Annotated in this window: 10 protein-coding genes and 1 pseudogene; 6 read left to right on the top strand and 5 right to left on the bottom strand. The window is 74.1% G+C overall.

Going from position 1 to position 12,239, the window contains the following annotated elements:
- On the bottom strand, positions 1-2,071 hold a 2,071-nt coding region (locus HW130_RS20765; RefSeq protein WP_375256564.1), incomplete at its 3' end, for a nitrate- and nitrite sensing domain-containing protein.
- Positions 2,072-2,336: 265 nt separating this feature from the next.
- Complete coding sequence (locus tag HW130_RS20770) at positions 2,337-3,215, bottom strand: MHYT domain-containing protein (RefSeq protein WP_177151159.1); 879 nt, start codon at positions 3,213-3,215, stop codon at positions 2,337-2,339.
- 159 nt (positions 3,216-3,374) lie between these two features.
- Between HW130_RS20770 and HW130_RS20775 the strand changes: the two genes are divergently transcribed.
- From HW130_RS20775 to HW130_RS20785, 3 genes are all read left to right on the top strand, one after another.
- On the top strand, positions 3,375-3,980 hold the full coding sequence (locus HW130_RS20775) for a class I SAM-dependent methyltransferase (protein WP_177151160.1): 606 nt from the start codon (positions 3,375-3,377) through the stop codon (positions 3,978-3,980).
- Positions 3,981-4,103: 123 nt separating this feature from the next.
- Positions 4,104-4,424 carry a hypothetical protein gene (locus HW130_RS20780; RefSeq protein WP_375256559.1) on the top strand — a complete coding sequence of 107 codons (321 nt, stop codon included), beginning with the start codon at positions 4,104-4,106 and terminating at the stop codon, positions 4,422-4,424.
- Positions 4,425-4,498: 74 nt separating this feature from the next.
- The gene (locus tag HW130_RS20785; RefSeq protein WP_177151162.1) at positions 4,499-5,338 is read left to right on the top strand and encodes a hypothetical protein; all 840 of its coding nucleotides are present in this window, start codon (positions 4,499-4,501) and stop codon (positions 5,336-5,338) included.
- Between the two features lie 82 nt (positions 5,339-5,420).
- Here the strand turns inward: HW130_RS20785 and HW130_RS20790 are convergent, their stop codons facing one another.
- The 3 genes from HW130_RS20790 to HW130_RS20800 form a co-directional block, all read right to left on the bottom strand.
- Complete coding sequence (locus tag HW130_RS20790) at positions 5,421-5,963, bottom strand: MOSC domain-containing protein (protein ID WP_177151163.1); 543 nt, start codon at positions 5,961-5,963, stop codon at positions 5,421-5,423.
- 145 nt (positions 5,964-6,108) lie between these two features.
- Positions 6,109-6,291 carry a hypothetical protein gene (locus tag HW130_RS20795; protein ID WP_177151164.1) on the bottom strand — a complete coding sequence of 61 codons (183 nt, stop codon included), beginning with the start codon at positions 6,289-6,291 and terminating at the stop codon, positions 6,109-6,111.
- 90 nt (positions 6,292-6,381) lie between these two features.
- Complete coding sequence (locus tag HW130_RS20800) at positions 6,382-7,488, bottom strand: acyl-CoA desaturase (protein WP_177151165.1); 1,107 nt, start codon at positions 7,486-7,488, stop codon at positions 6,382-6,384.
- Positions 7,489-7,873: 385 nt separating this feature from the next.
- Between HW130_RS20800 and HW130_RS20805 the strand changes: the two genes are divergently transcribed.
- From HW130_RS20805 to HW130_RS20815, 3 genes and pseudogenes are all read left to right on the top strand, one after another.
- Positions 7,874-10,786 (top strand): DEAD/DEAH box helicase, encoded by a 2,913-nt coding sequence (locus tag HW130_RS20805; RefSeq protein ID WP_177151166.1) that lies wholly within the window; start codon positions 7,874-7,876, stop codon positions 10,784-10,786.
- Positions 10,783-12,087, top strand: a complete 1,305-nt coding sequence (locus HW130_RS20810) for an SWF or SNF family helicase (RefSeq protein WP_177151167.1) — start codon at positions 10,783-10,785, stop codon at positions 12,085-12,087. Before HW130_RS20805 ends, HW130_RS20810 begins: the two co-directional genes overlap by 4 nt.
- A gap of 71 nt (positions 12,088-12,158) precedes the next feature.
- Positions 12,159-12,239 (top strand): annotated as a pseudogene (locus HW130_RS20815) (N-acetylmuramoyl-L-alanine amidase); the annotation flags it as partial.

The raw sequence follows: 12,239 nt of genomic DNA on the forward strand, positions 1-12,239 counted from the left end.
CGGGCCCGGCCGGGGCGTCCGCCGGGAACCGGGGGTCCGGTACCGGCACGGTTTCGCGGCCCGCCGCCGGCTCGCCCGCCCTCGGACCCTCGGCCGGGAGGCCGGGCGTTCGCCGGTCGCCGGGCCGGGCTGCGGCCGGCTGCTCGCGCGCGGTCCCTTGGTCCCGGCCCTGCGGTGTGCGCGAGACCGCTCCGGGCGCGCGGCCGTCCGCGCCCGCGGGCAGGGCACCCTTCAGCAGCGCGGTCGGCAGCAGCACCACCGCAGTGCTGCCGCCGTAGGGAGAGGTGCGCAGCTGCGCCTTGATGCCGTGACGGGAGGCGAGGCGGCTGACGACGAACAGCCCGAGGCGGTCGCTGTCGAAGAGGTCCAGTGCCTCGGACTCCTCCAGCTTCCGGTTGGCCTCGGCCAGGGCTTCCGTCCCCATGCCCAGCCCGCGGTCCTCGATCTCCAGCGCGTAGCCGTTGCCGACGTATTCGCCGGTGATGCGGACCTTGGTGTGCGGCGGGGAGAACTGGGCGGCGTTCTCCACGAGTTCGGCGAGCAGGTGGGTGATGTCGGCGACGGCCGCGCCGAGGACGGCCGTCTCGGGCAGCTGCCGGACCTCCACGCGCGCGTAGTCCTCGATCTCGGAGACGGCTGCGCGCACGACGCTGGTCAGAGGGACGGGTCTGCTCCACGCACGGCCGGGTGCGGCGCCGGACAGGATGATCAGGCTCTCGGCATGGCGGCGCATCCGCGTGGTGAGGTGGTCGAGGCGGAAGAGGTCGCCGAGTTCGCCGGGGTCGTCGGCGCGGCGCTCCATGGCGTCGAGCAGGGCCAGCTGGCGGTGGACAAGGGTCTGGCTGCGGCGGGCGAGGTTGACGAAGACGCCCGAGATGCCGCCGGCGAGTTCGGCGCGTTCGACGGCGGCGCTGAGCGCCGCCCGGTGCACGGTCGCGAGGGCCTCGCCGACCTGTCCGATCTCGTCGTCGGTCGCGGCGCCGGGCGGTGCCTCGGCCCGGATGTCGATCTGCGCACCGGTGCGCAGCCGGCTCATGGCCTGCGGCAGTTTGCGCCGGGCGATCTCCAGTGCGCTGTTGCGCAGGGAGACGAGTTCGACGACGAGCGCCCGGCCGATGCGCACGGAGATGACGAGGGACACGGCGACGGCGGCGAGGCCGAGGAGCACGGCCGCGCCCGCCGGGGTCAGCAGCCCGGCCGCGACGGGGTCGGCGTCGCTCTTGGCGCTGCGGCGGGCGTCGGTCCCGATGCCGAGGAGCCCGTCGCCGACGGCGGTGCGCGCCTTCGCCCAGGCGTCCGCGGACACGGCCGTGGCCGCCGCACGGCCGGGACGTGCCGCGGCCACGCGCTGCTCCGCGTCGGCCAGTTGCCGGTAGGCGGGCCGGCCGGAGAGTGCGTGCCAGGCCGCGCGTGCGGGGCCCCGCAGATCGGCCACCGCACCGTCGGTGAGTGCCGTGCGGGCCGCCGCCGCGCCGGTGAACATGCGCAGCCGCTGCGCGTCGAAGGAGCCGGTGAGCCGGGCCGAGGTCACGAGAACGTCCTCGCGGGCGAGCATCTCGCCGGCCCGGTCGAGTTCGAGCAGGACGCGGGCGTCGGACGCGCGGCCGCCCTCCTGGACGCCGGCGACGGCACCGCCGACGGCGAGGCCGGCGGTGACGACGTCGTTGTAGGTCTCGTACGCGGTGTTCCAGGCGTTCCTGTCGCCCTCGGCGGCCCTGCGCGCCGGTCCCAGCTTCTCCGCGAGTGCGACGAACGCACCGAGGCGCGCGGCCACTTCGCTCGGCGCCTCGCCTCCCGCGGCGACCGTGTTCCCGCCGTCGAGGCGCAGCCGGCGCGCGGCGTCGTCGGTGCGCCGGGACGCCGACCGGAGTGCGGCGCCGCGGTCGGCGGAGGGGGCGGCGATGCGGTGGAGTGCGGCGCGGCGCTCGGCCTGCACGGCGGCGACGAGGGCGGCGACCGGTTCACCGATCTGCTCGTCGATGCGCTGCGACTGGCGCAGGCGCGCCACATCCTGAGCGGTCGTCACGGTCGCGAAGCCCCAGAGTGCCAGCAGGGACACCACGGGCACCATCAGCAACGAGATGACCTTGGCCCGTACGGTACGGGGCCGCGGGAGGAGGCGTCTTCGGCCGGCGGGACGGGCGGGAGGCCGCGGCTGCCCGGACCGTTGCCCGGTGTGCTCGACCGCGGGCGCCCCGGCGTGTGCGCGCCGTCGGCGGGCCGCCGGCCCGGTGGACGGCGGGGTCGGGGGCCGGGTCTCGTCGCCCGGGCTCCTGCGGGGTGTGCGCATGTCCTCCTCGTTCCGGATGCGGACCGGCGGCTGGGCCGTCGGCCGGTCAGGCGCTCGCCGTGGTGGTCGGGGCGGCAGGGGGTTCGGTGGTGCGTTCGGGCGCCGGGGGAGGTGCTGCGGTGTGCGGGGTGGTCACCGGGGCCGCGGCGCCCTGGCCTTCGTCGGACTCCTCGTACCGGCCGGCCGAGGCGTAGGCGGCGCGTTCGCCTCCTGTCGGGGTGAGCGCCACGAAGGCCGAGGTGACGAAGAGGTAGGAACCGAGCCCCACGGCGAGCGGGAAGATGAACTGCATCGCTCCGGAACCGGGCAGCCGCCCAGCGGCGGGCGTCACCTCCACGGAGACGGCGAGCATCCCGGTGTAGTGCATGCTGCTGACGGCGGCGCCCATGACGAGTGAGGCGACCGCGACGGCGAGGGGCGACTTGATGTTGAGGGCCGCCCACAGGGCCGCCGTGGCGGCGACCACGGCGATGGCGACGGACAGGGCGACCAGCAGGGGGTCGTAGTGCACGCTCCCGTGCAGTCTCAGGGCGGCCATCCCCATGTAGTGCATGCTCGCCACGCCGAGGCCGGTCGACAGGCCGCCGACCAGCAGGGCCCGTAGCCGGTCGCGGCCGTAGCCGACGCAGAACACGCCGGCGCCGACGACGAGCATGGCGACCAGCAGGCTGAGGACGGTCAGCGGCACGTCGTAGCGGATGTCGGTGCCGCGGACGGCGAAGCCGAGCATGGCGACGAAGTGCATCGTCCAGATGCCGGTGCCGATGGCGGACGCGGCGGTGAGCAGCCAGTTCCGGCGGGTCCGGCCGGTCGTGCCCAGGGCGCGCACGGTGCAGCGCAGTCCGAGGGCGGCGCCGATGACGGCCATCAGGTACGACAGCGCAGGCGTCAGCAGGCCGAAGGCGGCGTGGTCCAGGTGTCCCATGGGCCAGGGACGCTAGCCCCCCGGGAGGCGTGCGCCGGGCGCACTTCGCAAGCTGATGGAATATGACGGAGAGATGTTCCTGAACGATCGTGCACCGTCCGAACATGTGCACAGAACGGCCGGGTGACGCGCCGGCCCCTCGTGCCGGATCATGGACGCATGGCCGACGACCACACGAAGGTTCAGGAGTTCTTCGGCGCGCGTGCCGCGGGCTGGGACAGCCGTTTCCCCGACGACGGACCCGCGTACGCCGCCGCCGTCGCGGACCTCGACCTGCGTCCCGGCGACCGGGTGCTCGACGCCGGCTGCGGCACTGGGCGCGCGCTGGAACCGCTGCGCGCCGCCGTGGGTCCGCGCGGCAGCGTCGTCGGCGTCGATCTCACGCCCGAGATGCTGCACGAGGCCGCCCGGGCGGGACGCGGGCGCAGCGGGCTGCTGGTGCTCGGTGACGTGGGCCGCCTTCCGCTGCGCTCCGGATCACTGGACGCCGTGTTCGGCGCGGGGCTGATCTCTCACCTGCCGGACCCGGCGGAGAACCTGCGCGAGCTCGGCCGGGTCGTGAGGCCCGGTGGCGCGCTCGCGCTCTTCCACCCCATCGGACGCGCCGCGCTCGCCGCCCGCCACGGTCGCACGATCACCGACGACGACCTGCGGGCGGAGACCAACCTCCGTCCGCTTCTGGCCGGTTCGGGCTGGCGGCTGACCTCGTACACGGACCGGGACGACCGCTTCCTGGCTCTGGCGGTGCGCGAGACCGGGTCCTGAGGCGGCGGGAGCGGCTCGGCGGCAACGCCCCGTTCGGACACACGCTCCATCCGTTCGAACCGCTTGCGAAAGTGGAACACTTGAGGAGTCGGCGGCATCCGCCGCTCCCTCTCCCAGGGGAAGGTGGTCCGAGTGTTCGACCGGTTCCGCAAGTGGTTCGTCGCCCGTCCCGCGCGCCCGGCCCTGCCGTCCGGCCACGGACGTCCTCCCCAGCACAACGTGTTCGAGGCCGCCGCGACCTATGTGGCGGCGAGCGTCGAGGACGACTGGGACCGGATAGACGAGGCGGCGGGCTGGGTCGCGCCCGACGCGCTGGTCTTCGGCATCAACGAGCTCGCCTGCCGCGCGGTCATCGCCCTCGCCCGTGAGCGGGACGAACCCGTGGAGGCCGTCGCGCGCGGTCTCCTCGGCCTGCCCGGAGCGGAACCGTCCCGGCCGATTTAGTTCCGAGAACCCTCGACGCACCGGTTACCCACTGGTTAAGGTGCGCCGACGAACGATCGGACGGGGAGGTTGCCGTGGCCGGGGCGGAAGAGGCCGTCGACGACGACGCGCTGTATGTGCTGACCGCGGTACTGCTCACACCCGCGCAGTTCCCCAGCGTGCTCGGGGACGACTATCCCGCCGCCTGCGGGGCCCTGGGCCTCGAACCGTACGCCGAGGGGTACGGGCTGGTCCTCGGGCAGGACGCGGACGGCGCCCGCTGGACGGTGGTGGTCGACGACGTGTCCCTCGTCGCGGTGGCCATCGCCTCGTGGGACTGCGGCATGGAGTACGACCTGTCCCCCGACGAGCGCTCGATGGTGGCCGCGCTGCCGGGCTGGCCCCTGGCCGTGGCCGTTGCCGCGCCCAACCTGCCCTCGCCGCACGACCCTGCCCCCGAGGAGGGCGACCGGCCGCCGCTGGCGCCGCCGGACACGCGCCGCTGGGGTCCGGCCCAGCGCAGGCTGGGCGCGGACGAGATCGCCCTGCAGTGGGCGCAGTGGCGCGAACAGACCGGCCTTGCCAGACCGGACGGCGCTGACTCCGCCGGGGCGCCAGGGCCCTCCCGCGCGGCGGAGGCGGGCGCCGGGACGGCATCGGGCGGGCTGAGCGAGGGAGTACGCCGTGCGCTCGGCGAGGCCCGCGCCTACACCGAGTCGGCCCCGCCGCCCGGACGGGTCCGGTCGTCGTTCGCTCCCGGCGGGGCGCGGACGATCCGTGCCGACGGGCCCGGCTGGTCGATGGTCGCGAGGACGGACGACATCGCGTTCGTCCTGCTCGACGAAGAGCCCGGCGAAGTGATCCCGGTGGGACGCGGGCCCGAACTTCCGGGTCTGCTCGAGGGGTTGGAGAAGGTCGCCGTCCACCCCGCGTGACCGCTGCCACGGCCCGGCCTCACCCGCGCGCCGCGGACCTGGGACCGGGCTGACGCCCGGGCCCGTCTCGGGCGCGGCGGTCTCAGACCCGTTCGAGCGGGCGGTGCGGGCCCTCGGGGAGTTCGACGTCGATCAGGTCGCCCGGCCGGACCATGCCCCCGGTCCTGACCACGCCCATGATTCCGGCCTTGCGCACGACTGCACCCGACTCGTCGCGTCCGACGACCTGCTTGAGCAGGCCGTCCTGGAAGGCGTCGATCTGCAGGCAGGGATTGCGCAGGCCGGTCACCTCGACGACCGCTTCCGGGCCGAGCCTCAGCAGTGTGCCGACGGGGAGTGACAGCAGGTCGATCCCCGTGGTGGTCACGTTCTCCCCGAGATCGCCGGGGGTCACCTCGAAACCGGACCGGGCCACCTCGGCGAACAGTTCCTCGTGGATCAGATGCACCTGACGGAGGTTGGGCCGGGTCGGGTCCTGCGCGAGGCGCGACCGGTGCTTGACGGTGACGCCCGCGTGGACGTCGCCCTCCACCCCGAGCCCCGCGAGCAGCGTGATGCTGTCGCGGTTCGGCTTGGTGAACGAGTACTCCCCGTTGCTGCTGACCGCTGCTACTGCCGCACCCATCGTCGAGCTCCCCTCCCGTTGTCGCTGATCTCGCGGGTCAATGATCGTCCACGCCCCTGTCCCTCCGGGAAGCATGACGATCCGCACACGGAAGCGGGCCGCACGGATGCGGCCCGCCCCGCCCCTCGGGGTCTTCGTCCGCCGGTCAGCGGCCGATCTCGCGCCGGGAGACTCGGCGCAGCCTGCGGCGCTGACCCGGGTCGAGCATCAGATACGCCACGGCCGGCACGCCGAGCACCACCAGCAGCGACTGCCAGAATCCGATCAGCGGCATCAGGAGCAGGCCGACAGCCACTCCCCCGATCACGATCTTCGTACGTGTCGACATTTCCGTAGCCTCCTCCGCGGCTGTGGCCGCTCCTGTGGGAGGAACGTTCGCGCCCGGCCGCCGGTTCCCCTGTGCGCCGGTGCGCAGCGGTCACGCGTCGAGGCGCAGGGGCTCGCCCACGTCGCGCAGATGCCCCAGGGCCTGTCGGTACGAGTCGATCAGCCCGGTCTCCGTGTACGGAACCGCCAGGGCGCGGCAGTGGGCACGCACCAGGGGCCGGGCGAGGGCGAGGTGGGGCCGCGGCATGCTCGGAAAGAGATGGTGCTCGATCTGGTAGTTGAGGCCGCCGAGAAACCAGTCGGTGACGGGGCCGCCCCTGATGTTGCGTGAGGTGAGGACCTGGCGGCGCAGATGGCCCCAGTCCTTGCCGTGCTCGCCGTCGGGCATCTCCATGCCCTTGTGGTTGGGAGCGAACGCCATGCCCAGATGGAGCCCGAGGACCATCTGGTGCAGCAAGCCGAAGACGAGGGCCCGGCCGAGCGGCATGGCGGTCAGCAGCAGGGTCGTGTACGCGGTGACATGGGCGAGGAGCAGGGCCGCTTCGACGGCCCGTTCACGCGGGCTCTGGCGGACCGAGGGCGTGCGGGAGAGGACCGCCCGGAATCCGTACACCTTGAGCGCGATGCCTTCGAGGGTGGTCAGCGGGAAGAACAGCCACGCCTGATGCCGGGTGAGCCATCCTCGCAGGCCCTCGCGGCCCGCGGCGTGCGCGGTGGTGAAGACCAGGACGTCGGGCGCGACATCGGGGTCCTTGTCCACGTGGTTGGGGTTGGCGTGATGCCGGTTGTGCTTGTCGTTCCACCATTCCTGGCTCATGCCGAGGAGCAGATTGGCGTGGACGAGCTGGATGAGCCGGCTCCTGCGGCGGTCGCCGGTGATCTGCGCGTGCCCGGCGTCATGGCCGAAGAAGGCGGCGCGGGCGGAGAACAGGGCAAAGAGCGGGGCGAGCAGGAGCACCCACCAGGAACCGCCGGTCAGCGCCATGCCGGTGATCATCGCTGCCAGGGCCAGCAGGTTCACGGTGATGCCGCGGGCGTACCAGCCCGGCCTGCGTTCCAGGAGCCCTTGCTCCTTGACGGTCCGCAGCAGCGGGGCGAACTCGCTCCCCACTGCCGCGGGGCCAGGGGCTGCGACGCCTGCGCCGCGGGTGGGTGGCGCGGCGGCGGGGGCCGCGAGGGTGGCGGTGGGTTGGGGCATGAGGTCTCCGTCTGTGGGTGTGCGGGCTGATGGCTGGGGCGCGAGCTGCTGACGGCCGAAGGGTGGGTCGAGAGAGGGAAGAACCGAGGGGCCGGCCGCCGGCCGCGCAGGGATGTCGGGCGGTCGGTGCCGATCCCACCGCCGCCGCGACCTGCACCCACCGTAGGGATCGCCGTACCCGGTGGGCCATGACGGCACCACCCGGTTCGTTCGGGGGCATGCCCGCCCCCCGGGGTGGTGCCGACTGCACCCTCTGTCGTCACGCGCCGCCCGTCCGTGACCCGTGTCACACCCGGATCGGGCCCGTCCGCAGCTCGCCGTGAGGTACTCTCGGCGGCTCCGGACCTGAGTAGTCAAATTTGAGGAATGCGTCTTCGCTGTGCACATGGCCCCCACGGCAACGCCGTCTCCGCCCGCCGAACTCACGCTCTCCGTATCCGCCGTCTCCGCCCTCGCCCGCTGCCCAGCGCTGTTCCTGGCGGATGATCCGGCCAGGGCCGGACGCGTCGCCTTCCTGCTCCCGGACGGTGACGACGCGCCGGCCACCGAGTACCGAACCGGTGAGCGCGGCACGATCACCGTCGTCACGGAGGCCGTGCACACCGCCGACGCACCGGCACTGCTGCTGTCCGTCGCCGACGCGCTGCCCGTCCTGACCCGCGCACGCGCGCTGTCCGGCGCCTCAGACGCGGCAGCGTTCTGGGGGGCGGCCGCGGTGTTCGCACTGCAACTGACCGCCCGCGGCCTGCTGTTGCCCGGGCTGAGCGCCGCCGACAACGACGCCTGGCGCATGGGGCCGCTCACCCCCGAGGACCTGGACCGGCTGCGAACGCTGGCGGCGTCCATGCCTCCCGCAGCACACGCGGTGCCTCTCGACCCGGCGGCCGACCCGCTGATGCTGCCGGAACCGGAGCGGCTGTTGCGGCAGTTCGTCGACGCCGTGGCCGACGGACTGCCCCGCAGCCCCGCGGCACCGCTCGCGGCAGGCGGCCCGGCGTTCGCGGCACAGGAGCCGCTGCGACTCCCCGACCAGCGGGAGTGGGCCGCCGACATCGCGGCCGGGCACGACGCGGGTGTGCGATTGTCCCTGCGTATCGAGGTCCTGGGCCTCGACACGGCCGACTCGGACGGCGGCACCGGCCCGTCCTTCCGGGCCGTGGTGCAGATGCACAGTGTGAGCGACCCGGCGCTGGCCGCCGACGCGGCGGACGTCTGGGCCGGCACGGGCGCCTCGGCCGCTGCCTTCGGACCCCGCGCCCGGCTGGACGCCCTGCTCGCCCTGCGCCGTGCCGCGCGCGCCTGGCCTCCGCTCGCCCCGCTGCTGCACGCCGCCGTCCCCGACGCGATCGAACTCGCCGACGAGGACATCGCCGAACTGCTCGGCGACGCAACGCGCGCGCTCGCGGCGACCGGGCTCCAGGTGCACTGGCCACGGCAACTGGCCCGGCGTCTCACCGCCCGCGCTGTCGTCGGCCCGGTCGACGGCGACTCGGCGGACAGCGCAGGCGCAGACGCGACGGCCCGGGAGTCCTCCGGGCTGCCGTCCTTCCTGTCGGCCGACGCCCTCCTCGCCTTCAACTGGCGCTTCGCGCTGGGGGACACGCAGCTGACCCGGTCCGAGCTCGACCGGCTCGCCGCGGCGGGCCGGCCTCTGGTGCGCCTGCGCGACGCATGGGTGCTCATCGACCCCGAAGAGGCGCGGCGGGCCCGGGACAGCCAGGACCGCAAGGTGGCACCGATCGACGCGCTCGGCGCCGTGCTCACCGGTTCGGCGGAGGTCGACGGCCGGCGTGTCGAGGTGACGGCGGCCGGTCCCCTTCAACGGCTGCGCGAACGGCTCACCGACCCGGAGGGCGGGCCGCAGGAGGTCGCCCAGCCCGCGGCGCTGGCCGCGACCCTGCGCGACTACCAGCTGAGGGGCCTCAACTGGCTCCACCGAATGACGTCTTCGGGCCTCGGCGGGTGTCTCGCCGACGACATGGGACTCGGCAAGACCATCACCGTCGTCGCGCTCCATCTGCACCGGCAGACGGACCCCTCGGCCGCCGGACCCACCCTCGTCGTCTGCCCCACCTCCCTGATGGGCAACTGGCAGCGGGAGATCGAGCGTTTCGCACCCGGCACGCCGGTGCGCCGATTCCACGGCTCCACCCGCTCGCTCGACGCCCTGGTCGAGGGCGAGGTCGTCCTCACGACGTACGGCACGATGCGGCTGGACGCGGCACGGCTCGCCGAGGTGCCGTGGGGCATGGTCGTCGCCGACGAGGCCCAGCACGTGAAGAACCCGTACTCGGCGACCGCCCGGCAACTGCGGACCATCGGCGCCCAGGCACGCGTCGCGCTCAGCGGCACACCCGTCGAGAACAACCTCTCCGAGCTCTGGGCCATCCTCGACTGGACCACGCCCGGCCTGCTCGGCAAACTCGGTACGTTCCGGACCCGCTACGCCCAGGCGGTGGAGGGGGGAGACCCCGCGGCCGCCGCCCGGCTCTCCGCGCTCGTGCGGCCGTTCCTGCTGCGCAGGCGCAAGTCCGATCCGGGCATCGCACCCGAACTGCCGCCCAAGACCGAGACCGACCGGGCGGTGTCCCTCACCCCGGAACAGGCCGGACTGTACGAGGCGGTGGTGCGCGAGACCCTCGCCGCGATCTCGGAGGCCGGCGGCATGGAGCGGCGCGGTCTCGTGGTCAAGCTGCTCACCGGGCTCAAGCAGATCTGCAACCACCCCGCGCAGTACCTCAAGGAGGAGCGGCCGAGGATCGCGGACCGCTCCGGAAAGCTGGAACTGCTGGACGAGTTGCTGGACACGATCCTGGCCGAGGACGCGAGCGTGCTCGTGTTCACCCAGTACGTGCGGATGGCACGGCTGCTGGAGGAGCACCTGGCGGCCCGGGGCGTACCGACCCAGTTCCTCCACGGCGGTACGCCCGTCGCCGAGCGCGAGGCCATGGTCCTGCGCTTCCAGAACGGTGACGTGCCCGTGTTCCTGCTGTCGTTGAAGGCAGCGGGCACAGGGCTCAACCTCACCAGGGCGGAGCATGTCGTGCACTTCGACCGCTGGTGGAACCCGGCCGTCGAGGCGCAGGCCACCGACCGTGCGTACCGCATCGGCCAGGACCGGCCCGTGCAGGTGCACCGGCTCGTCGCCGAGGGCACCATCGAGGACCGCATCGCGCAGATGCTGGACCGGAAGAGGGAGCTGGCGGACGCGGTGCTCGGCTCCGGCGAGGCGGCGCTCACGGAGCTGACCGACGCCGAACTGGCGGAACTGGTGGAACTGCGGGGGAGCGGACGATGAGCGGAACACCTGACGTGGAGCTGACGTTCGACGCGCTGCCTCCCGAGCGGGGCAGGGGCTTCGCACAGACCTGGTGGGGACGGGCCTGGCTCAAGGCGCTGGAGGACACGGCGCTGGACGGCGAGCAGCTGAAGAAGGGCCGCCGGCACGCGCGCGAGGGGGCGGTCGGCGCGGTGTCGGTGCGGCCCGGCCGGATCACCGCGGTCGTCCGTGACCGGGACGGCACCGCGTACCGCAGCGACGTGCTGCTGCGGGAGCTCGACGAGGCGGAGTGGGACCGGTTCCTCGGCACGGCGGTGGACCGGGCGGGGCACATCGCGGCCCTGCTCGACCGGGAGATGCCCCCGCATCTGGTGGAGGACGCGGCCGCGGCAGGGGTGGAACTCCTCCCCGGCATCGGCGATCTGGAGCCCAAGTGCACCTGCGACGCCTGGGACCACTGCTTCCACACGGCCGCGCTGTGCTACCAGGTCGCACGGCTGCTGGACCAGGACCCGTTCGTGCTGCTGCTGATGCGGGGCCGCGCGGAGCGAAGGCTGCTGGACGAGCTCCAGGCACGCAGCGTGGCGCGCGCGAGTACGCCGTCGCCGCAGTCGCCGCCGCAGGACGAGCCCCCGGAGGTCACGGGCGTACGGGCCGACGAGGCGTTCGCGGCCCGGGACATCCTGCCTCCACTGCCCCCTCCCCCGCCCCTGCCCGAGGAGGCCGGGCCCCCGCCGGCGCTGGACACGGAAACCCGCCCGGCGCCCGGGATCGACCCGGATGCCCTGCAGTTCCTCGCGGCGGACGCGGCCGCGCGCGCCCGCTCGCTGCTGGCGGCGGCGCTCGCCCCGGGCCACGAGGAGGCTGGGCCTTCCCCCGTGCTGACCCCCCGCCAGGACGCGGTGCGCATGGCGGCGTCGTCCCCCGGGCCCGTCATCGAGGGGCGGATCGCGACGGGCACCGGACGCAGTGGTGCGGAGCTCGACCTCGCCGTACGGGCGTGGCGGTACGGCGGGGCCGCCTCGCTCGCCGTCCTGGAGGACGACGTCACGCCCGATCCGGCGTCGGCGGCACGAGCCGCGGCGGCTCTCGACGCGGCGTGGGCCGAGGGGGACGAGTCAAGCCGCCCGCGGCTGCGGCCGGCCGGCGCGGCACGCTGGACGGTGGTCGGAGCGCAGGTGCAGCTGCGGCTGGGCCCGGACGGCCGCTGGTGGCCCTACCGCCGTGAGCGTGCGGTGTGGGCGCCGGCGGGTCCCGCGTCCGCGGATCCGGCCTCGGCGCTGGCGCTCGCGCTGGGCGAGCGCACGGCGGAGGACTGACGCACCGCCTCCCGATGCCCCTCCCCGGCGAGCCGCCGCCGACCGGCGTCTGCGACACCAACCACACCTGCGAGGTGCCGGGCGCCACGCACACCGACCCGGGCCCTTACTGGGACTGGAGCCGCTACATCCGGCTCGTCGACTTCGCCTGA

The organism is Streptomyces sp. PKU-EA00015, assembly GCF_013387495.1.
Lineage (GTDB): Bacteria > Actinomycetota > Actinomycetes > Streptomycetales > Streptomycetaceae > Streptomyces.

Coding starts and splice junctions, on each gene's coding strand:
- HW130_RS20770 (WP_177151159.1), bottom strand. CDS start 3,215: ATGGGACACCTGGACCACGCCGCCTTCGGCCTGCTGACGCCTGCGCTG.
- HW130_RS20775 (WP_177151160.1), top strand. CDS start 3,375: ATGGCCGACGACCACACGAAGGTTCAGGAGTTCTTCGGCGCGCGTGCC.
- HW130_RS20790 (WP_177151163.1), bottom strand. CDS start 5,963: ATGGGTGCGGCAGTAGCAGCGGTCAGCAGCAACGGGGAGTACTCGTTC.
- HW130_RS20795 (WP_177151164.1), bottom strand. CDS start 6,291: ATGTCGACACGTACGAAGATCGTGATCGGGGGAGTGGCTGTCGGCCTG.
- HW130_RS20800 (WP_177151165.1), bottom strand. CDS start 7,488: ATGCCCCAACCCACCGCCACCCTCGCGGCCCCCGCCGCCGCGCCACCC.
- HW130_RS20805 (WP_177151166.1), top strand. CDS start 7,874: ATGGCCCCCACGGCAACGCCGTCTCCGCCCGCCGAACTCACGCTCTCC.
- HW130_RS20810 (WP_177151167.1), top strand. CDS start 10,783: ATGAGCGGAACACCTGACGTGGAGCTGACGTTCGACGCGCTGCCTCCC.